This is a genomic window from Pseudoduganella chitinolytica, from assembly GCF_029028125.1.
Classification (GTDB): domain Bacteria; phylum Pseudomonadota; class Gammaproteobacteria; order Burkholderiales; family Burkholderiaceae_D; genus Rugamonas; species Rugamonas chitinolytica.
The window spans coordinates 1,686,838-1,713,268 of the sequence record NZ_CP119083.1 but is presented as its reverse complement, the minus strand read 5'-3'; the positions used below and the strand labels follow the sequence as shown (position 1 = coordinate 1,713,268).

Sequence of the window (26,431 nt, the reverse complement as noted above, 5' to 3'; positions counted from 1 at the left end):
AGGTATCCCGGGTTTTGTAGTCAGGCTAAATAGGGGACAATACGTTCCAGAGGCCCTATGACTACGAAACCAGAAAAAACCCCTGTGAAGGATGCTGACGCCCAGCCGAAGCATCGTTCTGTCTACACTAAAGAGTTCAAACTTGCTGCGGTGGCGCGCCTGAAGAGCGGCGGCCAGACTGCGGAAGCGCTCGCTATCGAACTTGGCATACGTCGCAATCAGCTCTACAAATGGGCTAAGGCGATCGAGCAAAATGGACCAGAAGCGAGTTTCGGCAGCCGGGGGCGCAAGCCTGCCAGCGAGCAAAGCGAGCTCGTACTGGTTAAGCGCGAACTCAGTAGACTGAAGGAGGATTTTGAAATCCTAAAAAAGCTGCAGGCGTCCTTCACGCGGCTAAAGCGTTGAAGTACGCCTGTATTGAAGAGCGGCGCGAGCACTTTCCTGTGCGTTCGCTTTGTCGTGTGCTAGGGGTTAAGTGCGGCAGCTACTATGCTTTCCGTCGACGTCGCGGCACCGTCATGCCCAGCCAGGAAGACCTGGCATTGCGGGAACAGATCCGGAGCCTGCATGACTCGCATCGTCATGCTCTCGGGGCTGTCAAGACGTGGCGCGTGCTGAACGCCAAAGGCGTCAATTGCAGCAAGCATCAGGTGGCTCGACTGCGTAAGCTTGAATCGATCGAGGCCAAACGCAAGGCCAAATTTCGCGTCATGCACGCCCATCAACACACGGAACCGCCAGCACCTGATTTGCTCAAGCGATGCTTTACCGTGAAGGCACCGAACAAGGTCTGGGTCAGCGACATCACGACCATCCATACCCGTGAAGGCTGGCTGCACTTGGCCATCGTTCTCGATCTGTTTGCACGTCGGATCGTTGGATGGGCCATGAACCAGTGCCAGGATGCCTCGCTGCCAATCGGCGCATTACGGATGGCTTACGCCCAGCGTCAGCCAGGGCCAGGCCTCGTCTGCCATACAGATCAGGGTTCGGTATACGGCTCCAAACTCTATCGGCGAGTGCTTGACGAGCGTGGCCTCAAGGCCAGCATGAGCCGCCGGGGCAACTGTCATGACAATGCCGTAGCAGAGAGCTGGTTTTCCACGCTCAAGAACGAGCTGACACGCCATGAGATCTATCCAACAAGGGCTGAGGCAATCGCCGCGATATCGGACCCCGGTTTTTTCCACGGCCGCAATGACCCCTTGGGTTCGCCTTGGAGAGCCGATGGCGCGATAAAAACCGGGGTCAGTCCCCTCGATACGCCACCAGACGCATCGAGGGCAACCACTTACCGGGGACAGACCCCAACCCCAACCCCAATCCCAAGCTCAATCCCCCGCGTAGATATCCCGGTCCTTGGTCTCCCGGATGAACAGCGCCCCGATCACCAGCGTGACCAGCGCGATTACGATCGGATACCACAAGCCGTAGTAGATGTCGCCCTTGAACGCGACCAGCGCGAACACCGTCGTCGGCAGCAGGCCGCCGAACCAGCCGTTACCGATGTGATAAGGCAGCGACATCGACGTGTAGCGGATCCGGGTCGGGAACATCTCCACCAGCATGGCCGCGATCGGGCCGTACACCATCGTCACGTACAGCACCAGCACGAACAGCAGCAGCACCATCATCGGCTTGTTGATCCGCTCCGGGTCGGCCTTGGCCGGGTAGCCCGCCGCCTTGATGACGGCTCCCACCTCCTTCTTGAAAGCCTTCTCGCGCTCGGCGCTGGCGGCGTCGAAGTCGCTGCCGGTCGGCTGCATGACGGCGTTGAACGACGTGACCTCCTTCTCGCCCACGCGGATCTTCGCGATCGAGCCGGCCGGCGCGTCTTCCCGTGTGTAGTTGACCGAGGCCGACGACAGCGCCGCGGTGGCGATGTCGCACGACGACGGGAATTTCTCGGTGCCCGTCAGCTTGAACTGGAAGTGGCACGAGGCCGGATCGGCGACGACGACGACCGGGGAGTTCTGCAGTGCCGTCTCCAGCGCCGGGTTGCCATAGTGGGTCAAGCCCTTGAAGAGGGGGAAGTACGTCAGCGCGGCGATCAGGCAGCCGCCCAGGATGATCCACTTGCGGCCGATCCGGTCCGACAGCGCGCCGAAGAAGATGAAGAACGGCGTCGCCAGCAGGAGCGCGATGGCGATCAGGATGTTGGCCGTGGCCAGCTCGATCTTCAGGGTCTGCTGCATGAAGAACAGCGCATAGAATTGTCCCGTGTACCAGACCACGGCCTGGCCCATCGTCAGGCCGACCAGCGCCAGGATGACGATCTTCAGGTTACCCCACTTGCCGAAGGCTTCCGACAGGGGCGCCTTCGACGTCTTGCCCTCCGCCTTCATCTTGGCAAACGCCGGCGACTCGTTCATCGACATCCGGATCCACACGGAGATGCCGAGCAGCAGCACGGACAGCAGGAACGGCACGCGCCAGCCCCAGGCGGCGAATTCCTCCTCGCCCACGGCCAGCCGGGTGGCCAGGATCACGAGCAGCGACATGAACAGGCCCATGGTGGCGGTGGTCTGGATCCATGACGTGAACAGGCCGCGCTTGCCGTGCGGCGCGTGCTCGGCGACATAGGTGGCGGCACCGCCATACTCGCCGCCCAGCGCCAGGCCCTGCAGGATGCGCAGCGTGACGAGGATGATCGGCGCGGCGACGCCGATCGAGGCGTGGCTGGGCAGCAGGCCGACGATGAAGGTCGACAGGCCCATGATCAGGATCGTCACGAGGAAGGTGTACTTACGGCCGATCATGTCGCCCAGGCGGCCGAACACGATCGCGCCGAACGGGCGCACGATGAAGCCGGCCGCAAACGCCAGCAGCGCGAAGATGAAGGTGATGGTGGGGTCGCCGATGAAGAACTGCTTGGCGATGATGGACGCCAGGGCGCCGTACAGGTAGAAGTCGTACCACTCGAACACGGTGCCGAGGGAGGACGCGAAGATGACCTTGCGCTCCTCCTTCGTCATCGGCGTTGCCTTGTTCTTGGTGCCCACGTTGTGCGGGTCCGCGGTGCCGGAAGAAATCGTCATTATTGTCTCCTGATTGTCGCGTTATGCGAAGGTGCCACCCGGGTCATGCGCCCGGTTTTCTGGTTGGCACGAACGAGTGTGGGCCGCGAAACTTACGGCTTGCTTGCACGGCTGGGCCCGTGTCCAACCCGGGGTTACACCCCGGTAAGGACACGAGCTCGACGGGGCCTACCGCCCAGCCCGTGTCCGAGTCCGGGTGTGACCCCATGGTGGACACGGGCCCGGCCGTGGGTGCACGAATATTTCGCACGACCGTGCTAAATCCCTTGCGCTTGTGCTATGCTCGAATGAGACAACCAACAACAAAGGAGACAAACCATGACGGATGCTGTCATCGTATCGACCGCCCGCACCGGGTTGGCCAAATCGTGGAAGGGGGCGTTCAACATGACGCACGGCGCCACGTTGGGCGGGCACGCGCTGCGCGCGGCCATCGAACGTGCGGGCCTCGAGCCCGGCGAAGTCGAGGACGTGCTGATCGGCTGCGCCAACCCGGAAGGCGCCACCGGCGGCAATATCGCCCGCCAGATCGCCATCCGCGCGGGCTGCCCCGTGACGACGGCGGGCATGACGATCAACCGCTTCTGCTCGTCCGGCCTGCAGACCATCGCTACCGCCGCCCAGCGCGTCATCGCGGGCGAGGGCGACATCTTCGCCGCCGGCGGCGTCGAGTCGATCTCCTGCGTCCAGCAGGAGATGAACATGCACATGCTGCGCGAGACGTGGCTGCGGGAACACAAGCCGGCGATCTACATGCCGATGCTGCAGACGGCGGAAAACGTCGCCAAGCGCTACCGCATCGGCAAGGAGCGCCAGGACGAATACGGCGTGCGCAGCCAGCAGCGCGCCGCCGCCGCCCAGGCGGCCGGCCTGTTCGACGCCGAGATCGTGCCGATGACGACCGTGATGGGCGTGGCCGACAAGGCCACCGGGAAGCTGGGCACGCGTGAAGTCACCATCGCGGCCGACGAGGGCATCCGCGCCGATACCACGCTCGAAGGCGTCACCAAGATCCGCACCGCGCTGCCGGGTGGCGTCATCAGCGCCGGCAATGCCAGCCAGTTTTCCGATGGCGCCTCGGTCGCCATCGTCATGAGCGCCCAGGCCGCGGCCGCGAAGGGCCTGCAGCCGCTGGGCGTGTTCCGCGGCTTCGCGGTCGCGGGCTGCGAGCCGGACGAGATGGGCATCGGTCCCGTCTATGCCGTGCCCAAGCTGCTGAAACGCGCCGGCCTGACGGTCGACGACATCGGCCTGTGGGAACTGAACGAGGCGTTTGCCGTGCAGGTACTGTACTGCGCCGACCAGCTGGGCATCCCGCTGGATCGCCTCAACGTCAACGGCGGCGCCATCGCCGTGGGCCACCCGTATGGCGTGTCCGGCGCCCGCCTGACGGGCCACGCGCTGCTGGAAGGGAAGCGACGCGGCGTCAAGTACGTCGTCGTCACCATGTGCATCGGCGGCGGCCAGGGCGCCGCCGGCCTGTTTGAAATCGTTTGAGAGGAGCCGACTTGATCAAGCATATCGTGATGTGGAAGCTGAAGGACGAGGCGGAGGGCGCCGACCGGGCCGCCAACGCCCGCAAGATGAAGGAGCTGCTGGAAGCGTGCGCGCACATCGTGCCGGGCATCCTGAAGCTGGAAGTGGGCCTGGCGACGCCGGGGCTGGAAGCCACGTACGACATCGTGCTGTACTCCGAATTCGCCGACAAGGCGGCGCTCGACGCCTACCAGGTGCACCCCCAACATGAAGCGCTGAAACCGTTCTTCGCCGCCGTGCGCGAAGGCCGCCAGTGCATGGACTACGAGGCATGACGATGGCAACCGTACGCACTACCCAAGAACTTTTCAGCCTGCAGGGCAAGACGGCGCTGGTCACCGGCGGCTCGCGCGGCCTGGGCCTGCAGATGGCGCTGGCCCTGGGCGAGCAGGGCGCGACCGTCGTCGTCACGGCGCGCAAGCAGAATGAACTCGACGAAGCCGTGGCGGCGCTGAGCGCACAGGGCATCACGGCCTACGCGATTGCCTCGGACCTGGGCCAGGACGGCGCCGCCGATGCGCTGGCGCAGGCCGCCATCGACAAGCTCGGTCACATCGACATCCTCGTCAACAACGCCGGCGCCAGCTGGGGCGCCCCGGCCGAGGACATGCCGGCCGAGGCCTGGGACAAGGTGATGAACCTGAACGTGCGCAGCGTGTTCCTGCTGTCGCAGGCTGTGGCCAAGCGCTCCATGATCCCGCGCGGCCAGGGCCGCATCATCAATATCGCGTCGATCGCCGGCCTGGCCGGCAATCCGCCCGGCACGATGAAGACGATCGCCTACAACACGTCGAAGGGCGCCGTGGTCAATTTCACGCGCGCGCTGGCGGGCGAGTGGGGTGCGCACGGCATCAACGTCAACGCCATCGCGCCGGGCTTCTTCCCGTCGAAGATGAGCGCCGGCGTGCTGGCCGCGATGGGCGACAAGCTGATGGCCGAAGCCCCGCTGGGCCGCCTGGGCAGCGACGAGGACCTGAAGGGCGCCGTCGTGCTGTTCGCGTCCGACGCGGGGCGGCATATCACGGGCCAGATCCTGGCCGTCGACGGCGGCGTATCGGCCGTCTGACTACACTGAAAGGATAAACGAAGATGACGACATTCCAACGCATGGTCCTCGCCTCCCGCCCACCGGCGGAGGTCACCCCCGACAACTTCCGCCTCGAGACCGTCGAGGTGCCGCAACTGGCCGACGGCCAGGTCCTGGTGCGCAACCACTTCCTGTCGCTCGACCCGTACATGCGCGGCCGCATGAGCGACGCCAAGAGCTACGCGGCGCCGCAGCCGCTGGACGAGACCATGATCGGCGGTACCGTCGGCCAGGTGGTCGAGTCGAGGCACCCGAAATACCAGGAGGGCGACTTCGTCGTCGGCATGGGCGGCTGGACCGAAATGTCCGTCTCCGACGGCAGCGACATGCGCAAGGTCGATACCACGCACATCCCGCTGTCGGCCTACCTGGGCCCGGTCGGCATGCCCGGCATGACGGCGTGGTACGGCTTTACCCAGATCATGCAGGCCAAGGAGGGCGAGACCATCTGCGTGTCGGCCGCCAGCGGCGCCGTCGGCAGCGTGGTGGGCCAACTGGCGAAGCTGAAGGGCTGCCGCGCCATCGGCATCGCCGGCGGCAAGGAGAAATGCGACTACGTGACGGGCGAACTGGGCTTCGACGCCTGCATCGACTACAAGGCCGGCAATCTGCGCGCCGACCTGAAGGCGGCCGCTCCGAACGGCATCGACGCGATCTTCGAGAACGTGGGCGGCGAGGTGTTCGATGCGGCGCTGGCGCGCACCAACGCGTTTGCCCGCGTCGCGCTGTGCGGCATGATCGCCGGCTACAACGGCGAGGACATCCCGCTGCGCAACGTGCGCCAGCTGCTGACCAACCGCATCACGCTGCGCGGCTTTATCGTCAGCGAGCACATGGAACTGTGGCCGCAGGGCCTGCAGGAGCTGGGCATGCTGGTGGCGAAGGGCCAGCTGAAGTACCGCGAGTCGGTGGCGGAAGGCCTGGCCGCCGCGCCGGAGGCCTTCATTGGCCTCCTCAAGGGCCGCAACTTCGGCAAGCAGCTCGTCAAGCTGGCGTAACACGCTGGCGTGGCGGGCCTCGGCGGGCCATGGCGTAGACGGCAAAGGTATGACAAAATCGTTTCTTTAGCCTGAAGGTTTTGCATACGATGCTTTCTACACATGAAATCCGTTACGGCGACTGGGCGACCCTGGGCCGCGCTGCCGCCGCGATCCGCACGGAAGTGTTCGTGCGCGAGCAGAACGTGCCGGCCGAGCTGGAGATGGACGACAAGGATGCCGTCTGCCTGCACGCCGTCGCGTACGACGCTGCCGGGGTGCCCGTCGGCACGGGCCGGCTGTTGCCGGACGGGCATATCGGCCGCATGGCCGTGCTGCCCGCCGCGCGCGGCACCGGCGTCGGCGGCGCCCTGCTGCAAGGCTTGATGGCCCAGGCCCGCAGCCGCGGCCACCTGGGCGTGGCGCTGTCGGCGCAGACGCATGCGGCGCCGTTCTATTCGGCGCATGGGTTCCGGCAGGAGGGTGAGCAGTTCTTCGAGGCCGGCATCGCCCACGTGGAGATGCGGCACGGCTTCTGAGTTGTACCCATGGTGTCAGGCACCTATCGGCGGGTCTACGACCTGCAGATAGGTGCCTGACACCGGCGGGTTTATTGCTGCAGGCGTTCCACCAGAAACCCATGCAACTGCCGCACCGCTGGCGAGAACTGGCGCCGGTGCGGGCAGATCAGCTGCACCGGCGCCGCTTCGCCCGGCTGCTGCGGCAGCAGGACGGTCAGCCGTCCCGCCTCGACGTCCGCGCGCACGTCCAGCCATGATTTATAGGCGATCCCTTCGCCGGCCACGGCCCAACGCCGCACGACATCCGCGTCGTCGCAGGCCAGGCTGCCCTTGACCTGCACGGTCTTGTTGGCCTTCGCACCCGCCAGCGGGAAGCTCCACTTGTCGTACAGCCGTCCGTTCAGCTGCCACAGCAGGCAGGAATGGTCGCGCAGCTCGTCCAGCGTTTGCGGCATGCCGCATTGCTCGAGATAGCCGGGCGAGGCCACCAGCACGCGCCGGTTGCCAGGCGCCAGCGGCAGCGCGACAAAGCTGGCGTCGGCACTGCTGCCGTAGCGGATCGCCACGTCGACCCGTTCGCGGAACACGTCCGTCACCTGGTCCGACAGCTGCAGCCGCATCTCCAGGCGGGGATGCATACGACGAAAACTGCCCAGCAGCGGCAGCAGTACGTTGCGGCCCAGGTCGGAGGGCGCCGCGATCAGCAGCGTGCCTGTCAGGGCTTCGTCGTCGGGGCGCAACTCGTCGCGCCCCGCGTGCAGCAGGTCGATGGCCTCCCTGGCGTACGGCAGGTAGCGCTCGCCTTCGTCCGTCAGGCGCAGGCTGCGGGTGGAGCGGGCGAACAGGCGCACGTTCAGGTCCCGCTCCAGGCGCATGATGGCGGCGCTGACCTGGCCCGGCAGCAGGTTGGCTTCGCGTGCGGCCTTGGTAAAACTGCCACAGGCGGCCGCGCGCACAAACAGCGCCAGGTCCTCGAAGCGCACCATTTTCACTCCGCGAGTGAAAGTGAAAACCGATTACCGGTCTTTTTCCGGCACCGGCAGGGGCATATCATTGCTGCATCCACACACTTCCCACAGGAATACGATGAAAGCGATAGTCTACACGCAACACGGTTTGCCGATCGCGGACCCCGCGGCGCTGCAGGAAATGGACCTGCCGGCGCCGCAGCCGGGCCCGCGCGACCTGCTGGTCGAGGTGCGCGCCATTGCCGTCAACCCGGTCGACACCAAGGTGCGCAAGGGCGCGGCGGTAACGGAGCCGCGCGTGCTGGGCTGGGATGCCGCCGGCGTGGTCGTCGCCGCGGGTGCGGAAGTGACCGCGTTCCAGCCGGGCGACGCCGTCTACTACGCCGGCTCGCTGACCCGGCCTGGCTCGTACAGCGAACTGCACCTGGTGGACGAGCGCATCGCCGGCCACAAGCCCGCGTCGCTGGACTTCGCCGATGCCGCCGCGTTGCCCCTGACCTCGCTGACGGCGTGGGAGCTGCTGTTCGACCGGCTGAAAGTGCCGGAGCAGGGCGGCGCCGGCAAGAGCGTCGTCATCGTCGGCGCCGCGGGCGGGGTCGGCTCGATCCTGACGCAACTGGCCGCCAAGCTGACCGGCCTGACGGTGATCGGCACCGCTTCCCGTCCCGAGACGCGCGACTGGGTGCGCTCGCTGGGCGCCCACCACGTGCTCGACCATGGCCAGCCGATGGCGCCGCAACTGGCCGCGCTGGGCATCGCGCATGCCGACATCGTCATCAGCCTGACGCACACGGAGCAGCATTACGCCGACATCGTGGACATGCTGGCGCCGCAGGGCCAGTTCGCGCTGATCGACGACCCCGCGACGCTGGACGCGATGCCGCTCAAGCGCAAGAGCCTGTCGCTGCACTGGGAGCTGATGTTTACCCGCTCGATGTACGAAACGGCGGACATGGCGCGCCAGCGCGAGATCCTGGACCGGGTTGCCAGCCTGGTCGACGACGGCACCTTGCGCACGACCGTGGGGGAACACTTCGGCGCCATCACCGCGGCCAATCTGCGCCGCGCGCATGCCCTGATCGAAAGCGGCACGGCCCGCGGCAAGGTCGTGCTGGCAGGCTTCTGAGCGCGCCATTACACTTGCAGTCACCACCGTAACCAGGAGAACAACAAGATGAACATCGTGGAAAAAGCGGCCCAGCGCCATACCGTAAAGGCCTTCGACACCAGCCGCAAGGTGCCGGACGAGATCATCGCCCAGCTGCGCATGCTGCTGCGTCTCGCGCCGTCGTCCGTCAACTCGCAGCCGTGGCACTTCGTCATCGCCGGCACGGAAGAGGGCAAGGCGAAGATCGCCAGGTCCGCGGAAGGCGGTTACCAGTACAACGTGGCCAAGATCCGCGACGCCTCGCACGTGATCGTGCTGGCGACCCGCGCCAGTGCCGACGAGGCTTACCTCGAGGCCGTGCTGGCGCAGGAGGAGCGCGACGGGCGCTTCGTCAACGAAGCGGCGAAGACGGCCGGCCAGGGCGCCCGCAAGCTGTTCACGGACATCCACCGCTACAAGCTGAAGGACGTGGCGCAGTGGTACGAGAAGCAGGTCTACCTGGCGCTGGGCACGCTGCTGCTGGGCGCGGCCACGCTGGAGGTGGGCGCCACGCCGATGGAAGGCTTCGACGCCGAGATCCTGGACAAGGAACTGGGCCTGCGCGAGAAGGGCTACACGGCCTCCGTCATCGTCTCGCTGGGCTACAGCGGCGCCGAGGACTTCAATGCGAAGCTGCCGAAGTCGCGGCTGCCGGTGGAGCAGGTCATTACGGAGATTTGAGCGTTGCTGGCCATCCCGTCCGGCAGCCATGCCGGACGGGATGGCGCTAGGCGGCGCCGGTGCGCGTGTTGCCGCTGGCCAGGCTATGGTCGATGGCATCGTCACTGCGAATTTCTGCCACCGAACTCCTCAGCTCAGCCTGTTTGGTTTGCGCGTGACCCAACTGGGTTTCCTTGCGCACCCCGCTTCCCTGACCTTGACCAAATGTCTCGTTCATGAACGTGACGCCTGCCGGTTTGCGCACGATCTCGGGTGAACCGATCAAGGCGATCATATTGTCGATCTCATTGACGACACTGGCCCTGATATTGGCGAAGGGGCGGCGATCTGTTGGGTTAATTGCGCGTGTTCTTCAGGCGTCGCCTGGAAGCTGTGGCTGCGTCGCAGGGTAGGGGCATCCATGCAGTCTGCTCTTTCAAGGAATGGGGCATCGCCCCGATACCCTTGAGTAACCGCCAGGCGGTTACAGTTCCCCTACACCACCTCCACCTCATGCAACTCGGCCGGCGCCGTCGCATACAGCTTGACGACGGTGGACGTGCGCGTGCCGTAGTCCGGCGACTCGATCTTCACGGCCGACAGCACGCGCTCGCGCTCGATCGAGACGCCCGTCTCGGGCAGGCGCTGGTCGGGGGCGCGCGTGGTGTCGGCCAACATCTCGAAATACGCATCCTCCGGCGCGCCCAGGCACAGCAGGCTGGCGAATTGCGCCTTGGTGCGCAGCACCTTCGGCCATGGCGAATCGAGCAGCGCATTCGACAGGCCGTAGATGCCGGGCGGCAGCGGCTGGCCGTTGCGCGGGTCGGTATCGCCCCGGTTGGAGAACCACACCAGTTCCGCGCCGTCGCACAGCACCAGGTTGAAGCCGTTGTAGGCGCCCGCGCCAGGACGGATTTGTTCGACATACTCCCGTGCGCTCATCGAGCCGGCCAGGAAGTTCGACACCAGCATGCCGCGCGACGGCTTGGCCGGGTCGAAGTCGTGCGGCGCGCGGATGTTCGTCAGCGCGGCGAAGCGCGACGGCGCCTTGCCTTCAGGCGGCTCGGCCGCCAGGGCGCCGCCGCTGCAGCGGGCCCTGAGCGGCGTGATGTTGGGCGGATAATGTTCGTGCGCGGATTCGGGACGGGTGATGCCCATCCAGCTGCCGCCGGCCTTCAGGTCGCGGCCGGCGACGATTTGCGGGTTCTCCTCCCATGGCGCGGCCGGCGCGCTGGCGCGGGCGTAGTACTCGTCGCGGTTGGCGGCGGCAATGAGGGGAACGCCCGGCACGACCTGCCAGGCAAAGACGATCAGGCACATCAGGGGAGATCCGTGAACACTTCGTGGTGGCGGGGACCGGCCAGCAACGGCCCGATGTCCGCCTGGGCGCAGGCCTGTTCCAGCGCCGCGGCAAAGCCGGCGCCGACGCGGGGATAGACTTCCATCCACGTCTGCAGCCCGTCCTGCGCAGCGGGCCGGTGTTTCAGCTGCGGCGCCACGCCATGCGCCACCGCGAGCTGGCGCTGCAGCGCGCCGATGCGCTCGCGCAGCGCGGCCGTGTCGCCGTCGCGCACCTTGTAGTAGACGTACAGGTCGGCGGACATCACACGTCCAGCTTGTCCAGCACGTACGGCATCGGCAGGAAGCGCAATGCCGGGCCCTGCGCCGAGCCGGCGTGCACGACACCCGCTTCCAGCGCATCGAGCTTCATTTCGACCAGCGCATCGACCCCACCGGCGCCGTTCGGCGCCGCGTTGACGACCATGCCGCACGGCTGGTCCGGATCGGCCGGCGTGAACACCTCGGTGCCGGCCGTGACAGCGGCATCGTCGATCGTCACCAGCGCGGTGCGGCGTTTCAGCTTGCCCAGGTACTGGCTGCGCGCGACGATTTCCTGGCCGGGGTAGCAGCCCTTCTTGAAATTGACGCCGCCCAGCAGCTCCAGGTTGACCATCTGCGGCACGAACTGCTCCTGGGTGGCGGCCGTGATGACAGGCACGCCGGCGTGGATGTCCGCCAGGCGCCAGGCATCCTGTCCGGCCACCGCCAGCCGTGCGGCCAGTTCCGGCGCGACCGTGTCGGCGGTCTGCGGCGTGGCCAGCCACAGGTAACGGGGGGCGCCGAACGCATCGGCCACGCGCAGCACACTGCCCAGCGGGTGGTCCAGCTTCGTGTATTGCTTTTCCGGCAACGCGTCGAACCACGTGCGCAGCACCGCCTCGCCATCCGCACCGCCCAGGCCCAGCAGCACGCGACCCTCGCCGGCATCGGAGGCCTTCGTTTTCGCGCGCAGCACGAACATCTGCAGGCGCTTCTGCAGGGCCGGCTGCAGTTCGCGCGGCAGCTGCAGGTAGACCGAGTCGGCGTCGCGCCACATCAGGAAGCTGGCCAGCAGGCGCCCTTTCGGCGTGCAGTATCCGGCCAGCCGGACGTCGTTCTCGCCCAGGTGCTCGACGTCGTTGGTCAGCTGCGAGTGCAGGAACGGGCGCGATTCTTCGCCCGTGAAGGCGATCAGGCCCGTGTCGGCCAGGTGCGTGACGAAGCCGGTGGCCAGCGCGGTTGGCGTGGCAGTGGCGGCAGGAGCGGCGAGGACTTGATTCCAGGTGTTCATAAATTTGGATACTTTGGCCATGAAAGCATTATCATTACGGGCTCATTATAAAGATCCCGGGCAAAACGCGCCGGGCGCGCCAAAATCCAGGAGTTGCAACAGACACGATGGCACTGATAACAAGAACGATAGCGCTGGCCGTGCTCGCCGCCGGCGCCGCTGGCGCGGGCTTCGCCTGGTGGGCCCAGGCACCGATCACGGCCGAAGGCGACGCCATTCCCTTCACGATCAGCAAGGGCAGCGGGGCCCACGCGGCCGGCCAGCAGATCGCCGGCGCCGGCGTGCCGATGCAGCCGCTGCTGTTCAACCTGCTGGCGCGCGCCACTGGCAAGAGCGCCCGCCTGAAGGCCGGCTCCTACGAGCTGAAACCAGGCACCACGCCGCTGCGCCTGATCCACCAGCTGGTGCGGGGCGAGTACGCACAGGAGTCGCTGACGATCATCGAGGGCTGGACGTTCCGCCAGATGCGCCAGGCCATCGCCGCGCACCGGGGCCTGAAGCACGACACCGTCGGCCTGTCGGACACGGAACTGATGAAGAAGCTGGGCGCCGCCTACCCGCACCCGGAAGGCCTGTTCTTCCCGGATACCTACCTGTTCGCCAAGGGCTCGTCGGAACTGCAGATCTACAAGCAGGCGCATACCGCGATGATGCAGCACCTGACGGCCGCGTGGGACAAGCGCGCGCCGAACCTGCCATACACGACGCCCTACGAGGCGCTGACGATGGCTTCCATCGTCGAGAAGGAGACGGGCCAGAAGGCCGAGCGGGCCATGATCGCCTCGGTGTTCGTCAACCGGCTGAAGCTGGGCATGATGCTGCAGACCGACCCCACGGTCATCTATGGCATCGGCGACAAGTTCGACGGCAATATCCGCAAGAAGGACCTGGAGACGGACACCCCGTACAATACCTACGTGCGCACCGGCCTGCCGCCGACGCCGATCGCGCTGCCCGGGCAGCAGTCGCTGGCGGCGGCGCTGGCACCGGCGCAGTCGAATGCGCTGTACTTTGTCGCGCGCGGCAACGGTACCAGCCAGTTCTCGGACAACCTGGTCGACCACAACAAGGCGGTCAACCAGTATCAACGGCAGCAATGACACAGCAATCAGCAGCAATGGGACAGCAATGAGGCAGCGGCAATGACAGGGCACTTTCCGCCACGCGGCAAGTTCATCACCTTCGAGGGCATCGACGGCGCCGGCAAGTCCACCCACATCCGCTATTGCGCGGACCTGGTGGCGGCCCGTGGCATCGAGCTGGTCAGTTCGCGCGAGCCGGGCGGCACGCCGCTGGGCGAGAAGCTGCGCGAACTGGTACTGCACGAGCCCATGCACCTGGAAACGGAAGCGCTGCTGGTCTTCGCCAGCCGGCGCGAGCATATCGCCCAGGTCATCGAACCGGCGCTGGCGCGCGGCGCCTGGGTCCTCTCCGACCGCTTCACGGACGCCAGCTTCGCCTACCAGGGCGGCGGCCGGGGCATGGACCTCGTCAAGATCGAGACGCTGGCGAACTGGGTCCACCCCGAACTGTGGCCCGACCTGACGATCCTGTTCGACGTTCCGCTGGAAGTGGCACGCGCTCGCCTCGATGCGACGCGCACGCTCGACAAGTTCGAGCAGGAGAAGGCCGACTTCTTCCTGGCCGCCCGCAACGAGTACCTGCGCCGCGCGGCCCAGTATCCGGAACGCTTCCGCGTGATCGACTCGACGCAGACGATCGAGGCGATCCGCGTGCAACTGGCCGCCATCGTGGCCGAACTGCGATGAGCGAAGGGACGGCGATGCAGACCGGGGTCTATCCATGGCAGCAGGGCGCGTGGGGGCAGCTGCAGCTGCTGCGCCAGCGCCTGCCCCATGCGATCCTGTTCCATGGCGCGGCCGGCATCGGCAAGGCCGACTTCATCGAACACTTCGCCCAGGCGCTGTTGTGCGAGAACGTGCGCGCGGACGGCCATGCGTGCGGCGCGTGCGCGTCGTGCGGCTGGTTCGTCCAGCACAGCCATCCGGACTACCGCCGCATCCGCCCGGAGGCGTTCGAGGACGAGCCGGGCGAGGCGGAAGAGGGCGAGGACAGGAAGGCCAAGAGCAAGACGCCGTCGAAGGAAATCAAGATCGAGCAGGTGCGCGCGCTGGCCGACTTCATGAACATCTCGACGCACCGGCAAGGCCTGCGCGTGGTCGTGCTGTACCCGGCCGAGGCGCTCAACATGCCGGCGTCGAACGCGCTGCTGAAGACGCTGGAAGAACCGCCGCCGGGCACCGTGTTCCTGCTGGCGTCGAACAGCCTGGACCGGCTGCTGCCGACGATCCTGTCGCGCTGCCGCAAGTTCGCGCTGCCGCTGCCCGCGCACGGCGAGGCGCTGGCCTGGCTGCAGACGCAGGGCGTGGCCGATGCCGACAGCTGGCTGCGCGAGCAGGGCGGCGCGCCGTTGGCGGCGCTGGCCCAGTCCGAGGCCGGCAACCGCGAAGAGATCGACACGCTGCTGCAGTACCTGGCCCATCCGGCGGTCGAGGGCGCGCTGCGCACGGCGGACAAATTGCAGAAGGTGCCGCTGACGTCGCTCGTGGCCTGGCAGCAGCGTTGGCTGTACGACCTGTTTTCGTGCAAGCTGACCGGCAACATCCGGTATTATCCCCGTTACGGTCGCGAACTGAAGACGCTGGCCGAGAAGGTCCACGTCAGCCGCCTGCTGGCCGCGATCAAGGGCACGGCCGAGCGGCGGGCCACGTCGGACCATCCGCTCTCGCCCAAGCTGTTCATCGAGGATATGCTGCTGGACTATACCGCCTGCTGTGCATGAAAGGACGCCCATGAGCGCCGGCCCGCCCGATCCGAATTCCGCGCTGAACCCGAACACCCAGCCGGGCGGTACGCCGCGGCCGACGGTGTTGTCGCTGGCGATCCGGGAAAAGGCGGCCCTGTACGCGGCGTACATGCCGTTCCTGAAGAACGGCGGCATTTTCGTCCCCACGCAGAAGGCGTACAAGGTCGGCGACGAGATCTACCTGATCCTGACCTTGATGGACGACGCCACCAAGTACCCGATCGCCGGCAAGGTCGTGTGGATCACGCCGGCCGGGGCCCACAACAACAAGGCGCAGGGCATCGGCGTCCATTTCCCGGACGACGAAACGGGCCAGCGCACCCGTGCCCGCATCGAGGAAATCCTCGGCGCGGCCCTGCGTTCCTCGCGCGCCACCCATACCCTGTAAGCACGCATGCCTTCCTATCGTCACCGTATCGCCACGCTCGCTGACCTGCCCACCATCGTCGCCATCTACAACAGCACCGTCGCCTCGCGCGAAGTGACGGCCGACACGGAGCCCGTCTCGGTCGAGTCGCGCCTGCCATGGTTCCACGACCACCAGCCGGAAAGACGCCCGCTGTGGGTGATCGAGCGGGCCGACGACGCGTCAAGCCAACCGGAAATCCTGGGCTGGATCTCGTACTCGAATTTCTACGGCCGCCCGGCGTATTCCGGTACGGCCGAGGTGTCGATCTATATTGCCGAGGCCTGGCGCGGCAAGGGCATCGGTCGCTACGCGCTGACCGAGGCGATTGCACACGCGCCAACGATTGCCGTGCACACGGTGCTGGGCTTCATCTTCGGCCACAACGCCCCAGCCTGGCGCTGTTCCGCCAGTTCGGCTTCGAACAGTGGGCCAATTTCCCCCGGGTGGCGAACCTGGATGGGGTCGAGCGGGATTTGATTATCCTGGGCAAGCGGGTGGCTTGACGCGGCGTGTCCGCGGCTGGGGTCTGTCCCTGCACAGGGACTGACCCCGAAGTTGCCTCTGGTTTGCCGAACTCGGTGCCAAACTTCGGGGTCAGTCCCCATTGGGGACAGACCCCAATCACTTTGTCCGCGGCGGCGTTTGCCCGGCTAGGCTAGAATACCGGCATGTTTATCGATTCACATTGCCACATCGACTTCCCCGAGCTGGCCGCTCGCATGCCCGAACTGCGCGAGAAGATGGCGCAGAACCAGGTGACCCACGCGCTGTGCGTGTCCGTCGACCTGCCGGACTTCCCCCGCGTGCTGGCGCTGGCCGAGGCGTACCCGAATTTCTACGCCTCCGTTGGCGTCCACCCGGACTACGAGGACACGCCGGAGCCAACCGTCGAGCAGCTCGTCGAGCTGGCGGACCATCCGAAGATCGTCGCCATTGGCGAGACGGGACTGGACTACTACCGCCTGACGGGCGACCTGGAATGGCAGCGCGAGCGCTTCCGCACCCATATCCGGGCATCGCGGGCGACGAGAAAACCGCTGATCATCCACACCCGCGCGGCCAGCCTGGATACCATCCGCATCATGCAGGAAGAGGGCGCCGGCACGGCGGACGGCGGCGTGGCCGGCGTCATGCATTGCTTTACCGAGTCGCTGGAGGTGGCGCAGGCATCGATGGCGCTGGGCTTCTACATCTCCTTTTCCGGCATCGTCACGTTCAAGAGCGCCAAGGAACTGCAGGCGGTGGCGCAGGCGGTGCCGCTGGAACGCATGCTGATCGAGACCGATTCGCCCTACCTGGCGCCGGTGCCGTACCGGGGCAGGATGAACGAGCCGGGCTACGTGGCACACGTGGCCGAGTTCATCGCCCAGCTCAAAGGCGTTTCCGTCGAGGAGGTGGCCGCACGCACGACCGCCAACTTCTTCGACCTGTTCAAGGCCGCGGGGCCCGGAGCGCACGCCTGATGGGTATCCGTGTCCGCCTTCGCCTGGTGCGCCGGCGTATCTGGCTGCGTGTGGCGGCGGCCGTCATGGGGCTGGCCACCATCGGCGGTGCACCCCACGTGGCCGCCGCCGGCCAGAGCGCGAACGATGCCGTGGCGTTCTTCCGCGCCGCCCAATTGAACGACGCGGCCCGCATCAAGCCCCTGCTGGCGCGCGGACTGGACCCCAACGTGCGCGAGCCCGAGCGGGGCGAGACCGGGCTGATCGTCGCGCTGCGCCATGACGCGATGAACGTATTCGACCTGCTGCTGGCCCAGCCGAAGATCCAGCTGGATGCCCAGGCCACCAACGGCAACACGGCGCTGATGATGGCGGCGTTCCGCAACAACAAGGCGGCCGTGGAGCGGCTTGTCGCCAGGGGCGCCCAGGTCAACCGGCCCGGCTTCACGGCGCTGCATTACGCGGCCGCCGCCGGCGCCATCGACATCCTGCGCTACCTGATCGAGCAGCACGCCTATATCGATGCGGAGTCGCCCACCGGGGTAACGCCGCTGATGCTGGCGGCCCGCGAAGGCCAGGAGGAAGCCGTCAAGGTGCTGCTGGAGGAGGGGGCGGATGCCGCCCTGCGCGACAAGGGCTTCCACCTGACGGCCGCCGAGATGGCGGAAAAAGCCGACAAGCCATGGATCGCCGAGGCGATCCGCAAGCACCTGGCCGCCAGGGCGGCGCGGCGCTGATCCGGGAAATCCCATGAAGACGCTCTCTCGCAAGACGCTTGCCGTGGCCGCGCTGGCGGCCAGCCTGTCCGGCACCGTATTGGCCGAAAGCCCGGCTGCCGGTCCGGCACCGCTGGTGCGCATCGCCGAACTGGAAATCGACCCGGCGCGCGTGGCCGCCTATGAAGCGGCGGTGAAGGAAGAGATCGAAGCGTCGATCCGGCTCGAGCCCGGTGTACTGGCCATTTATGCGGTGGCGGAGAAGGAGCGGCCGAACCGCTTCCGCTTCTTCGAGATCTATGCCGACGATGCCGCCTACCGCAAGCACATCGATTCGCCACATTTCCGCAAGTATGCGGAGGCGACGAGGACAATGATCCTGTCGAAGCAACTGCTCGACACGGTGCCCGTGATGCTGGGCGCCAAGCCGCGCTGACGCCTGTTTCGATCGCCCCCATGCCCCGGCCAAGCCGTGCGGCAACGAATTGACGGGTTTTTCCGGCTGACTTCCGCGTTATGAAACCGCGTCACGGTCCTGATAATGGCTTCATTGCCTGAGGCAAATAATCAAAGGATCATGATGCTGAACGAACGCGAAATCGAAAGCTGCTACCTGGGCCAGTTCATCCCGGTGCACTACCATCACAACATGCTGATGGACAACAACCGCATGCATGGCTTCAAGTCGGCCATCGACTACGTGGTGCGGCCCGGCATGAAGGTGCTGGAGCTGGGCGGCGGCACCGGCGTGCTGTCGTGGTTCGCGGCCGCCAAGGCGGACAAGGTCTATTGCGTCGAGTTCAATCCCGACATGGTCAAGGAAGCACGCAAGTTCATGGCGCTGAACCCGAACGGCGAAAAGGTCGAGGTGATCCATGCGGACGCGTTCGAATACCTGCCGCCCGAGCCGGTCGACGTCGTCATCTGCGAGATGATCCACGTGGCCATGCTGCGCGAGAAGCAGGTCGCGGTGATCGAGGCGTTCAAGCGCCGCTATGCGCAGAAGTTCGGCGGCCCGCTGCCCATCTTCATCCCCGAAGCCGTGCTGATGGCCGTCCAGCCCCTGCAGCAGGAATACGATTTCGAAGGTTTTTACGCCCCCATCGTGCAGTTCCAGGAAACGGGCGTGGTGCACAACCACACGGTCGAGCTGGCGCAGCCCGCCGTGTATGCCGTGGTCGACTTCACCCAGCCGAACGCGCTGTCGTATGCGTGGCAGGGCAAGTTCGTGGTGGAACGCGCCGGCACCGTCAACGCGATGCGCTTTGTGACGAAGAACATCCTGGCCGTCGTACAGGAACGGGGCACCACCGTCGACTGGCTGAATCACTACATGACCCTGCCGCTGACGCAGCCGGTCCAGGTCCGTGCCGGCGACGTGCTGCAGGTGAGCTTCGCCTACCGCGCCGGCGGCTCGATCCCGTCGCTGGAAGCGGCGCTGCGGGCCGACGTCGTGTTCGAGGCCGAGGAAATCGCCGTCACCGAAGCGGTCCCCGCCTTCGCCTGATCCCGCCCCATTGCAGTTCGTGCCGCGATTTCCGCGGCCGGTCGCATCCTCCACCGGCGCCGCCGCCGGCGCGCTACAGTAGCACCATCGACGACATGGTTGCGGAGGATGCGATGTTCAGTTTCATGCTGTGGTTGGTCTTGCTGCTCCTGTGCTGGCCGCTGGCATTGCTGGCACTGTTGCTGTACCCCGTGTGCTGGCTGCTGACCCTGCCGTTCCGCCTGATCGGCATCGGCGTCGACGCCATCTTCGAGACCTTGCGCGCCATCGTGCTGCTGCCGGCGCGGGTCCTGGGCGGCGCGCGCCGCTGAACCGGGTTAAAAATCGACCAGCACGCCGCCGCCCAGCGACATCTGCGCGTAGTTGTAGTCGATCAGGCTCTGGCCATACCCGAGAAGAACTGCAGGTAGCCTTTCAGGTTGGCGCGGATCGGTGCCGCCCAGCCCAGCTGCACGGCGCCGTGCTTGGTGTGGAAATTCCGCCGCGCCAGCAGCGAATACTCCGTGCCATTGTCGCGGTACGACACGCGCACGTCGCCATGGCCCATGAAGTCGGCGATGTCGAGGTTGTCGTTGTCGGACTTGTCGTTGTCGAGGCGCTTCCAGATGCGCGCCGTCACCGCCAGCTTGCCATACTCTCCTCCCACTTCCCCGTACAGCCGGTTCCAGCTGCGCGACAACGTCGCCGTCTGGCCGTTCGACTGGTGCACCACGCCCAGGCTGGCGTAGCGGAAATCGAAGCCGCCCAGGCGCTTGCCGATCGGTACCACCGCCATCACTTCGGGCTGGTAGTTGGTCTCGCGGAACGGGCTGGAGGCGCTGCGGTTGTACGCCTGCCAGAAGCTCTGCTGGGTGTAGCCGAACCACAGGTCGACGGGCGAGCCGGCGATCGTTTCCATCGCCTTCATCTTGAAGCTCAGCTGGTACATCAGCTCCACGTGCTTGGACTTGATGCCGGCCGGCGTGTACTCCTTGAACGGACCGTCGTTGATGCTGTTGCTGTAGTTTGCCAGCAGCAGGTAGGTGTCGCGGTGCGGGCGGATGTTGAACACGCCGCGCTTGCTGCCCGCGTCCAGTTCCCACAGCGGGACCAGGTGCGAGACCTGCGTCGCGGCTGGCGCGGCGGCGGCCGCCTGGCGCGACGCGTCGGGATCGACCAGCACGCCGGTTCGGGCGGTTGCCGGGGATGCCGCCTGGGCGCCACCATTGGCGACAACGACGCCATCGGACACCGGCGCCCGCTTGGCCAGCGCGTCATAGCAGGCCAGCCGGTTGGTGGGGTCGCCCAGCAGCGCGCAGCGCTCCAGCGTCTGCTCGACGGGCGCCGTCACGGACTGCGGCGCGTCGCTGGCGACCTGCGCCTGGACGAAGGAAGGGGCAAGGGCGGCTATGGCCAACAGGAGAGGAGAGGAGCTTGATTTGATTGTCATAATAATGTCCGTTAAGCATCAACCCATCAGTATAGGTGACGCGCCCGACTTCCGGTCGCACGCCAGCGCACGCTCGCTGCTAGAATGAATTGCGCCACCGTGGTCACAGCCTAGGAGCCCCTCATGAGCCGCAAGACCCCCATCGAGCGTTACCGCAATATCGGCATCTCCGCCCATATCGACGCCGGCAAGACGACGACGACGGAACGCATCCTGTTCTACACGGGCGTCAACCACAAGATCGGCGAAGTGCACAACGGCGCCGCGACGATGGACTGGATGGAGCAGGAGCAGGAGCGCGGCATCACGATCACGTCCGCCGCCACCACGGCGTTCTGGCGGGGCATGGCCGGCAATTTCCCCGAGCACCGCATCAACATCATCGATACCCCGGGCCACGTCGACTTCACCATCGAGGTGGAGCGTTCGATGCGCGTGCTGGACGGCGCGGTGATGGTGTACGACGCCGTCGGCGGCGTGCAGCCCCAGTCCGAGACCGTGTGGCGCCAGGCGAACAAGTACAAGGTGCCGCGTATCGCGTTCGTCAACAAGATGGACCGCGTGGGTGCGGACTTCTTCCGCGTGCAGCAGCAGATCCGCGAGCGCCTGAAGGGCAACCCGGTGCCGATCCAGATTCCGGTAGGCGCGGAGGACCACTACCAGGGCGTCGTCGACCTGGTCAAGATGCGCGCGATCATCTGGGACGACACCAGCCAGGGCCTGCATTTCACCTACGAGGACATCCCGGCCGACCTGCTGCCGTTGGCGCAGAAATGGCACGAGGCGATGGTGGAGGCGGCCGCCGAGGCGACCCCGGAGCTGACGGAAAAATACCTGAACGGCGAGGCGCTGACGGAAGCGGAAATCAAGGCCGCACTGCGCCTGCGCACGATCCGCAGCGAGATCGTGCCCATGCTGGCCGGCAGCGCGTTCAAGAACAAGGGCGTGCAGGCGATGCTGGACGCCGTCGTCGAATACCTGCCGTCGCCGGCGGACGTGCCCGCGATCGCCGGCCACGACGAGGACGACAACGAGATCGAGCGTCACCCGACCGACGAGGACCCGTTCGCCGCGCTGGCGTTCAAGATCATGACCGATCCGTTCGTCGGCCAGCTGGCGTTCTTCCGCGTGTATTCCGGCGTGGTGCATTCCGGCGACAGCGTCTACAACCCGACCAAGGGACAGAAGGAGCGCCTCGGCCGCATCCTGCAGATGCATGCCAACGAGCGCAAGGAGATCAAGGACGTGTACGCGGGCGACATCGCCGCCGCCGTCGGCCTGAAGGCCGTGACGACGGGCGACACGCTGTCCTCGCCGGAACACGTGATCGTGCTGGAAAAGATGGTGTTCCCGGAGCCCGTGATTTCGCAGGCGGTGGAGCCGAAGACGAAGGCCGACCAGGAGAAGATGGGCGTCGCGCTGAACCGGCTGGCGCAGGAGGACCCGTCGTTCCGCGTCCATACGGACGAGGAATCGGGCCAGACCATCATGTCGGGCATGGGCGAACTGCACCTGGAGATCCTGGTGGACCGGATGAAGCGCGAGTTTGGCGTCGATGCAACTGTCGGCAAGCCGCAGGTGGCCTACCGCGAGACCATCCAGAAGGCCGTGGCCGACGTCGAGGGCAAGTTCATCAAGCAGTCCGGCGGCAAGGGCCAGTATGGCCACGTGGTGCTGAAGCTGGAACCGCTCGAACACGGCAAGGGCTACGAGTTTGTCGACGCCATCAAGGGCGGCGTGGTGCCGCGCGAATACATCCCGGCCGTGGACAAGGGCATCCAGGAGACCCTGCGTTCCGGCGTGCTGGCGGGCTATCCCGTGGTCGACGTGCGCGCCACGCTGACGTTCGGCTCCTACCACGACGTCGACTCGAACGAGAACGCGTTCCGCATGGCCGGCTCGATGGCGTTCAAGGACGGCATGCGCCGCGCGGACCCGCAACTGCTGGAACCGATGATGGACGTCGAGGTGGAAACGCCGGAGGAATTCATGGGCAACGTGATGGGCGACCTGACGACCCGGCGTGGCATGGTGCAGGGCATGGACGAGATCCCGGGCGGCGGAGGCAAGCTGATCCGCGCACTGGTCCCGCTGGCGGAGATGTTCGGCTACTCGACCACCTTGCGCTCGCTGACGCAGGGCCGTGCCACGTACACGATGGAATTCAAGCACTATGCTGCCGTGCCGAAGCACATCCTGGACCAGATCGCGACAGGGCGCAAAGGCTGAGCGGGCCTGCCTTGCCAGAGAGGACCTACAGCACGATTGCGGATCGGCCTATGCCGTGTTTGGCGCGATCGGACTACCATGCGGGTTGGCCCTGGCCGTGCGCCACCGCGCCCGGCAGGGGAAGACCAACCGTAACCGTTATGAGGAGGATTCGATGAAACGACTCGTTACTCTCGCGGCGCTGGCTGTCGGCGGCGCCTTGCTCGCGAAACAGTTGAAGAAGAATGGCGCCAAGGGCAACAGCTCGTCCGTGAAGGAATCCATTACCGTCGACGTGCCGGTGCGCACGGCGTACGACCAGTGGACCCAGTTCGAGGAGTTCCCGAAGTTCATGGACAGCGTGCATGAAATCAAGCAGCTGGACAACAAACGCCTGCACTGGAAGGCCGATGTGATGGGCAAGCCGATCGAATGGGATGCCGAGATCGTCAGGCAGATCCCGGACAAGCGCATCGCCTGGCGCAGCACGACGGGGACGCCCAACAGCGGCGTGGTGACGTTCGAATCGCTGGGGGCGAACCAGACCCGCATCGTGCTGGAGATGACGTACACGCCGGAAGGGCCCGTCGAAGCGGTCGGCGACGCGCTGGGCGCCGTGCGGGTGGAGGCACGCGGCAACCTGAAGCGCTTCAAGGAAATGATCGAGTCGCGCGGCCATGAGACGGGTGCGTGGCGCGGCACGATTGCCGGGCAGGGTGAGCCGGTGACGACCCACTGATGCATGATGATTGGCTCTGTCCCCAGCGGGGACAGAGTCCGAAGTTCGCTGCCATGGTGTTTTTAAAACCAGGGACAGTCCCCTGCGGGGACGGTCCCTGAGCCCGATGCCCTGGGCGTGTCGAAGGTTGGGGACTGTCCCGCCGGGACTGTCCCCGGTTTTTATCCGGGCCGGCGATCAAAACCGGGGTCCGTCCCCTGCGGGGGAAGACCCCAGCGCTGGCACGCCGTGTCAGCGCTGCAGCAAGCGCGCAAACTCCTCCGCCGGCACCGGCTTGCCATACAGATTGCCCTGCCCATACTCACAGCGCAGCAGCTTCAGCAGCTTCGCCTCTTCCGGCTTCTCGATGCCCTCGGCCACCACCGTCAAATCCAGGTTGTGCGCCAGCGACACGATCGTCTGCACCAGCCCCATGTAGCCGGCATCCTGCGCCATCTTGATGACGAACGAGCGGTCGATCTTCAGCACGTCCACCGGCAACGTGACGAGGTAGGCCAGCGACGAGTAGCCTGTGCCGAAGTCATCTATCGCCACCGGCACGTCCAGGTTGCGCACGCGCTTCAGGATATCGACGACCCGGCGGTGGTCCGATACCAGGCTGCTTTCCGTCACTTCGATGGACAGCGGCCGCCGATGCGCCTCGGCCGTGTTCAGCGCTTTCTCGATGTCCTCGAACAGGGTGTCGCAGCGGAACTGGGCCGGCGCCACATTGACGGCGATCTGTGGCGGCGACAGCCCGGCGTCGTACCAGGCGCGCCAGTCCTCCATGGCTTTTTGCATGACGATGCGGCCCACTTCGATGACGAGGCCGCTGCGCTCCAGCACAGGGACGAACTCCGCGGGCGGCACGATGCCGCGCTGCGGGTGGCGCCAGCGCACCAGCGCCTCGGCGCCCGCGATCTTGCCCGTCTTGAGGTCCACCTTGGGCTGGTAGTAGTTGACGAACTCGCCCCGCTCGACGGCATCGCGCAGCTCCGCTTCCATGCTGATCTGGCGTGCCAGCGCGTGGTCGGCGTCGCGATCGTAGAAGCCGATGTGCTCTTCCATGTGGCGCGCGCCGGCCAGCGCATCCCAGGCCTTGACCAGCAGCTCGTCCGCCGTGGTGCCGTCCTCCGGCAGCATTGCCGCGCCCACGTTGACGGTGCACCAGATCTTGTGCTGGTCCACCTGGTACGACCCTTCCAGCAGCGGGATGATGACGTCGTGCGCGTAGCCGCGCGGCGAGCGTGCTTCGTCGATGGGATAGAACAGCGCGAACCGGCCGATGCCCACATGCGACAGCACCATCCGCTCGGCCACTTCGCCGCGCAGGCGCTGCGCCACCTGGCGCATCAGGCCGATCGCGGCCGTGTTGCCATAGGCGGAGCTGATCTCGTCGAAGCGGTTGATATTGATGAGCAGGACGGTGCCGCTGGCATTGGCGGCCGCCAGCGCGGCGACCTCTTCGTCGAAGTGCAGCCGGCTGGGCAGGCCGGACAGCGCATTGGTGCGCGCCAGCCGGTGCAGTTCCTGGGCATTGACCAGGCGCTCCAGGCCGAAGCTGAGCTCGGTACCCAGTTCGCCCGCGCGCTCCCGGTAGAAGCTGTCGAAGAATTCCGCCCGGGTCGAGTAGAACGAGATCACGCCCCAGCACTTGCCGTTGACGAACAGCGGGATGGCCATGCACGACTTGATGTCGCGCCGCTCGCAGCCGCCGTTGACGTCGTTGGTGAACTGCAGCCGGCCGGTCTCGACGGCGGCGCCGGCCAGCGCCGGCAGGAACCAGTCGGCCACGGCCTGGCCGTCCGGCGTGCCGCTGTCGGCATCGCGCCATTCGTGCTCGCTGCCGTCGCGCGCGGCCGAGGTGAAGAGCTTCAGGCCGCCCGTGGCGCTGTCGCGCCGGCTGATGTCGACGATCTCCAGCCCTGGCTGGTGCGCCGCTTCGCGGCACGTGTCGAGGCACAGGGCCTCGAGCGTGCGGGCGCGCGAAATGATGGCGGACAGGCGCGACAGCAGCACATAGAAATTGTCATGCCGGATCAGGGCCCGTTCCTTGGCCACTTCCTCCGTCATGTCGATGGCCGAACCGCCCAGGAAGGGCTCGCCGTCCACGTCGATCGGGAACTTGTGCACGAGCCAGTGGCGGGCGCCGTCGTTGGAGGTTTCCATCGTCTTGATCACCTCGCCGTTCTCCAGCACGGCCCGGTCCTGCTCCTCCAGGCTGCGGCGCACGTCTTCCGGCCAGAAATGGCTGTCGTCCTTGCCGACCACGGTGGGCACGCCGAAGAAGCCGTGCAGCGCCGCGTTGCCCATCACGTAGCTGCCGGTACGGTCCTTGATCCACAGGGGGGACGGCGAGTGGTCGGCAAAGCCGTTCAGGAAGCCTTCCGCGCGCGCCAGGCGGCGCCGCAGTTCCTGTTGGGCCCGGGCCGCCGCGGCAAGGTCCGCCAGGGCCTGGCGCTGCGCGGCCGGCATCGCCGGCGGGGCCAGCGCCAGCAGGGCGTGCTCGTCCTCCAGCGCCTCGAGCGGCACGGGCCGCCCGACCAGGTAAGCGGCCAGCCGTGCCAGTTGCGCACTGCCGTCGTCCACGGGACTTCTGGGGCAGGACGGACAGGTGGTCGGCGTCAGTT

Annotated in this window: 27 protein-coding genes and 2 pseudogenes; 21 read left to right on the top strand and 8 right to left on the bottom strand. The window is 66.3% G+C overall.

Going from position 1 to position 26,431, the window contains the following annotated elements:
• Positions 1-57: 57 nt before the first annotated feature.
• Together PX653_RS07455 and PX653_RS28350 are read left to right on the top strand one after the other, a co-directional pair.
• Positions 58-405: a transposase gene (locus PX653_RS07455; RefSeq protein WP_277417265.1), complete on the top strand. Its 348-nt coding sequence runs from the start codon at positions 58-60 to the stop codon at positions 403-405.
• Positions 402-1,112 (top strand): annotated as a pseudogene (locus PX653_RS28350) (IS3 family transposase); the annotation flags it as partial. The gene PX653_RS07455 and the pseudogene PX653_RS28350, both read left to right, overlap by 4 nt.
• 219 nt (positions 1,113-1,331) lie before the next feature.
• Here PX653_RS28350 and PX653_RS07450 read toward each other — a convergent pair.
• A complete protein-coding gene (locus tag PX653_RS07450; RefSeq protein WP_277417264.1) occupies positions 1,332-3,038 on the bottom strand; it encodes an MFS transporter in 1,707 nt (568 codons plus the stop codon).
• Between the two features lie 318 nt (positions 3,039-3,356).
• Here PX653_RS07450 and PX653_RS07445 point away from each other — a divergent pair, with 318 nt between their 5' ends.
• From PX653_RS07445 to PX653_RS07425, 5 genes are all read left to right on the top strand, one after another.
• The gene (locus PX653_RS07445; protein WP_277417263.1) at positions 3,357-4,535 is read left to right on the top strand and encodes an acetyl-CoA C-acyltransferase; all 1,179 of its coding nucleotides are present in this window, start codon (positions 3,357-3,359) and stop codon (positions 4,533-4,535) included.
• An 11-nt stretch (positions 4,536-4,546) separates the two neighbouring features.
• Positions 4,547-4,849, top strand: coding sequence for a Dabb family protein (locus PX653_RS07440; RefSeq protein ID WP_277417262.1), 303 nt, complete (start codon positions 4,547-4,549; stop codon positions 4,847-4,849).
• Positions 4,850-4,851: 2 nt separating this feature from the next.
• Positions 4,852-5,640, top strand: coding sequence for an SDR family oxidoreductase (locus tag PX653_RS07435; protein WP_277418537.1), 789 nt, complete (start codon positions 4,852-4,854; stop codon positions 5,638-5,640).
• Positions 5,641-5,663: 23 nt separating this feature from the next.
• A complete protein-coding gene (locus PX653_RS07430; RefSeq protein ID WP_277417261.1) occupies positions 5,664-6,659 on the top strand; it encodes an NADP-dependent oxidoreductase in 996 nt (331 codons plus the stop codon).
• 89 nt (positions 6,660-6,748) lie between these two features.
• Entirely contained in the window at positions 6,749-7,177 is a 429-nt protein-coding gene (locus PX653_RS07425; RefSeq protein WP_277417260.1) for a GNAT family N-acetyltransferase, read from the top strand.
• A gap of 71 nt (positions 7,178-7,248) precedes the next feature.
• Here PX653_RS07425 and PX653_RS07420 read toward each other — a convergent pair whose 3' ends face one another.
• Entirely contained in the window at positions 7,249-8,145 is an 897-nt protein-coding gene (locus tag PX653_RS07420; RefSeq protein WP_277417259.1) for a LysR family transcriptional regulator, read from the bottom strand.
• 100 nt (positions 8,146-8,245) lie between these two features.
• On the opposite strand from PX653_RS07420, the gene PX653_RS07415 reads away from it, so the two are divergent.
• The gene (locus PX653_RS07415) at positions 8,246-9,253 is read left to right on the top strand and encodes a zinc-binding alcohol dehydrogenase family protein (protein ID WP_277417258.1); all 1,008 of its coding nucleotides are present in this window, start codon (positions 8,246-8,248) and stop codon (positions 9,251-9,253) included.
• A 48-nt stretch (positions 9,254-9,301) separates the two neighbouring features.
• Positions 9,302-9,955, top strand: coding sequence for an oxygen-insensitive NAD(P)H nitroreductase (gene nfsB / locus PX653_RS07410; RefSeq protein WP_277417257.1), 654 nt, complete (start codon positions 9,302-9,304; stop codon positions 9,953-9,955).
• Between the two features lie 46 nt (positions 9,956-10,001).
• Here the strand turns inward: nfsB and PX653_RS07405 are convergent, their stop codons facing one another.
• From PX653_RS07405 to ygfZ, 4 genes are all read right to left on the bottom strand, one after another.
• Positions 10,002-10,229, bottom strand: a complete 228-nt coding sequence (locus PX653_RS07405) for a hypothetical protein (protein WP_277417256.1) — start codon at positions 10,227-10,229, stop codon at positions 10,002-10,004.
• Between the two features lie 200 nt (positions 10,230-10,429).
• The gene (locus PX653_RS07400) at positions 10,430-11,254 is read right to left on the bottom strand and encodes an NRDE family protein (protein WP_277417255.1); all 825 of its coding nucleotides are present in this window, start codon (positions 11,252-11,254) and stop codon (positions 10,430-10,432) included.
• Positions 11,254-11,538: a DUF4936 family protein gene (locus PX653_RS07395; protein ID WP_277417254.1), complete on the bottom strand. Its 285-nt coding sequence runs from the start codon at positions 11,536-11,538 to the stop codon at positions 11,254-11,256. Before PX653_RS07395 ends, PX653_RS07400 begins: the two co-directional genes overlap by 1 nt.
• Entirely contained in the window at positions 11,538-12,545 is a 1,008-nt protein-coding gene (gene ygfZ, locus PX653_RS07390) for a CAF17-like 4Fe-4S cluster assembly/insertion protein YgfZ (protein WP_277417253.1), read from the bottom strand. Before ygfZ ends, PX653_RS07395 begins: the two co-directional genes overlap by 1 nt.
• A 107-nt stretch (positions 12,546-12,652) precedes the next feature.
• Here ygfZ and mltG point away from each other — a divergent pair, with 107 nt between their 5' ends.
• The 10 genes and pseudogenes from mltG (at position 12,653) to PX653_RS07340 (ending at position 19,757) form a co-directional block, all read left to right on the top strand.
• Entirely contained in the window at positions 12,653-13,645 is a 993-nt protein-coding gene (gene mltG, locus PX653_RS07385; protein ID WP_277417252.1) for an endolytic transglycosylase MltG, read from the top strand.
• A 42-nt stretch (positions 13,646-13,687) separates the two neighbouring features.
• Entirely contained in the window at positions 13,688-14,314 is a 627-nt protein-coding gene (gene tmk / locus PX653_RS07380) for a dTMP kinase (protein WP_277417251.1), read from the top strand.
• Between the two features lie 14 nt (positions 14,315-14,328).
• A complete protein-coding gene (locus PX653_RS07375) occupies positions 14,329-15,348 on the top strand; it encodes a DNA polymerase III subunit delta' (RefSeq protein ID WP_277418536.1) in 1,020 nt (339 codons plus the stop codon).
• Between the two features lie 10 nt (positions 15,349-15,358).
• Positions 15,359-15,760, top strand: a complete 402-nt coding sequence (locus PX653_RS07370) for a PilZ domain-containing protein (RefSeq protein ID WP_277417250.1) — start codon at positions 15,359-15,361, stop codon at positions 15,758-15,760.
• Positions 15,761-15,766: 6 nt separating this feature from the next.
• Positions 15,767-16,284: pseudogene (locus PX653_RS07365) on the top strand (GNAT family N-acetyltransferase).
• Positions 16,285-16,449: 165 nt separating this feature from the next.
• Positions 16,450-17,244, top strand: a complete 795-nt coding sequence (locus tag PX653_RS07360; protein ID WP_277417249.1) for a TatD family hydrolase — start codon at positions 16,450-16,452, stop codon at positions 17,242-17,244.
• Positions 17,244-17,960, top strand: a complete 717-nt coding sequence (locus tag PX653_RS07355; RefSeq protein WP_277417248.1) for an ankyrin repeat domain-containing protein — start codon at positions 17,244-17,246, stop codon at positions 17,958-17,960. Before PX653_RS07360 ends, PX653_RS07355 begins: the two co-directional genes overlap by 1 nt.
• Before the next feature lie 13 nt (positions 17,961-17,973).
• Positions 17,974-18,375 carry a putative quinol monooxygenase gene (locus tag PX653_RS07350; protein ID WP_277417247.1) on the top strand — a complete coding sequence of 134 codons (402 nt, stop codon included), beginning with the start codon at positions 17,974-17,976 and terminating at the stop codon, positions 18,373-18,375.
• 144 nt (positions 18,376-18,519) lie between these two features.
• The gene (locus PX653_RS07345; protein WP_277418535.1) at positions 18,520-19,446 is read left to right on the top strand and encodes a class I SAM-dependent methyltransferase; all 927 of its coding nucleotides are present in this window, start codon (positions 18,520-18,522) and stop codon (positions 19,444-19,446) included.
• Positions 19,447-19,559: 113 nt separating this feature from the next.
• Positions 19,560-19,757, top strand: coding sequence for a hypothetical protein (locus PX653_RS07340; protein ID WP_277417246.1), 198 nt, complete (start codon positions 19,560-19,562; stop codon positions 19,755-19,757).
• A 62-nt stretch (positions 19,758-19,819) separates the two neighbouring features.
• Here the strand turns inward: PX653_RS07340 and PX653_RS07335 are convergent, their stop codons facing one another.
• A complete protein-coding gene (locus PX653_RS07335; RefSeq protein WP_277417245.1) occupies positions 19,820-20,875 on the bottom strand; it encodes a phospholipase A in 1,056 nt (351 codons plus the stop codon).
• 123 nt (positions 20,876-20,998) lie between these two features.
• Between PX653_RS07335 and fusA the strand changes: the two genes are divergently transcribed.
• Positions 20,999-23,104 carry an elongation factor G gene (fusA, locus tag PX653_RS07330; protein WP_277417244.1) on the top strand — a complete coding sequence of 702 codons (2,106 nt, stop codon included), beginning with the start codon at positions 20,999-21,001 and terminating at the stop codon, positions 23,102-23,104.
• A gap of 154 nt (positions 23,105-23,258) precedes the next feature.
• Complete coding sequence (locus PX653_RS07325) at positions 23,259-23,822, top strand: SRPBCC family protein (protein ID WP_277417243.1); 564 nt, start codon at positions 23,259-23,261, stop codon at positions 23,820-23,822.
• Positions 23,823-24,053: 231 nt separating this feature from the next.
• On the opposite strand, the gene PX653_RS07320 is transcribed toward PX653_RS07325, so the two are convergent.
• Complete coding sequence (locus PX653_RS07320) at positions 24,054-26,390, bottom strand: putative bifunctional diguanylate cyclase/phosphodiesterase (protein ID WP_277417242.1); 2,337 nt, start codon at positions 26,388-26,390, stop codon at positions 24,054-24,056.
• Between the last annotated feature and the right edge of the window lie 41 nt (positions 26,391-26,431).

Excerpts from the sequence above, each read along its gene's own strand:
- PX653_RS07435 (WP_277418537.1), top strand. The coding sequence starts at position 4,852 with ATGGCAACCGTACGCACTACCCAAGAACTTTTCAGCCTGCAGGGCAAG.
- PX653_RS07455 (WP_277417265.1), top strand. The coding sequence starts at position 58 with ATGACTACGAAACCAGAAAAAACCCCTGTGAAGGATGCTGACGCCCAG.
- PX653_RS07370 (WP_277417250.1), top strand. The coding sequence starts at position 15,359 with ATGAGCGCCGGCCCGCCCGATCCGAATTCCGCGCTGAACCCGAACACC.
- PX653_RS07420 (WP_277417259.1), bottom strand. The coding sequence starts at position 8,145 with ATGGTGCGCTTCGAGGACCTGGCGCTGTTTGTGCGCGCGGCCGCCTGT.
- PX653_RS07450 (WP_277417264.1), bottom strand. The coding sequence starts at position 3,038 with ATGACGATTTCTTCCGGCACCGCGGACCCGCACAACGTGGGCACCAAG.
- PX653_RS07340 (WP_277417246.1), top strand. The coding sequence starts at position 19,560 with ATGTTCAGTTTCATGCTGTGGTTGGTCTTGCTGCTCCTGTGCTGGCCG.
- PX653_RS07425 (WP_277417260.1), top strand. The coding sequence starts at position 6,749 with ATGCTTTCTACACATGAAATCCGTTACGGCGACTGGGCGACCCTGGGC.
- PX653_RS07430 (WP_277417261.1), top strand. The coding sequence starts at position 5,664 with ATGACGACATTCCAACGCATGGTCCTCGCCTCCCGCCCACCGGCGGAG.
- PX653_RS07325 (WP_277417243.1), top strand. The coding sequence starts at position 23,259 with ATGAAACGACTCGTTACTCTCGCGGCGCTGGCTGTCGGCGGCGCCTTG.
- PX653_RS07345 (WP_277418535.1), top strand. The coding sequence starts at position 18,520 with ATGCTGAACGAACGCGAAATCGAAAGCTGCTACCTGGGCCAGTTCATC.
- ygfZ (WP_277417253.1), bottom strand. The coding sequence starts at position 12,545 with ATGAACACCTGGAATCAAGTCCTCGCCGCTCCTGCCGCCACTGCCACG.
- PX653_RS07360 (WP_277417249.1), top strand. The coding sequence starts at position 16,450 with ATGTTTATCGATTCACATTGCCACATCGACTTCCCCGAGCTGGCCGCT.
- PX653_RS07350 (WP_277417247.1), top strand. The coding sequence starts at position 17,974 with ATGAAGACGCTCTCTCGCAAGACGCTTGCCGTGGCCGCGCTGGCGGCC.
- PX653_RS07405 (WP_277417256.1), bottom strand. The coding sequence starts at position 10,229 with ATGATCGCCTTGATCGGTTCACCCGAGATCGTGCGCAAACCGGCAGGC.
- nfsB (WP_277417257.1), top strand. The coding sequence starts at position 9,302 with ATGAACATCGTGGAAAAAGCGGCCCAGCGCCATACCGTAAAGGCCTTC.
- mltG (WP_277417252.1), top strand. The coding sequence starts at position 12,653 with ATGGCACTGATAACAAGAACGATAGCGCTGGCCGTGCTCGCCGCCGGC.
- PX653_RS07445 (WP_277417263.1), top strand. The coding sequence starts at position 3,357 with ATGACGGATGCTGTCATCGTATCGACCGCCCGCACCGGGTTGGCCAAA.
- PX653_RS07335 (WP_277417245.1), bottom strand. The coding sequence starts at position 20,875 with ATGACAATCAAATCAAGCTCCTCTCCTCTCCTGTTGGCCATAGCCGCC.
- PX653_RS07355 (WP_277417248.1), top strand. The coding sequence starts at position 17,244 with ATGGGTATCCGTGTCCGCCTTCGCCTGGTGCGCCGGCGTATCTGGCTG.
- PX653_RS07400 (WP_277417255.1), bottom strand. The coding sequence starts at position 11,254 with ATGTGCCTGATCGTCTTTGCCTGGCAGGTCGTGCCGGGCGTTCCCCTC.
- fusA (WP_277417244.1), top strand. The coding sequence starts at position 20,999 with ATGAGCCGCAAGACCCCCATCGAGCGTTACCGCAATATCGGCATCTCC.
- tmk (WP_277417251.1), top strand. The coding sequence starts at position 13,688 with ATGACAGGGCACTTTCCGCCACGCGGCAAGTTCATCACCTTCGAGGGC.
- PX653_RS07415 (WP_277417258.1), top strand. The coding sequence starts at position 8,246 with ATGAAAGCGATAGTCTACACGCAACACGGTTTGCCGATCGCGGACCCC.
- PX653_RS07375 (WP_277418536.1), top strand. The coding sequence starts at position 14,329 with ATGCAGACCGGGGTCTATCCATGGCAGCAGGGCGCGTGGGGGCAGCTG.
- PX653_RS07395 (WP_277417254.1), bottom strand. The coding sequence starts at position 11,538 with ATGTCCGCCGACCTGTACGTCTACTACAAGGTGCGCGACGGCGACACG.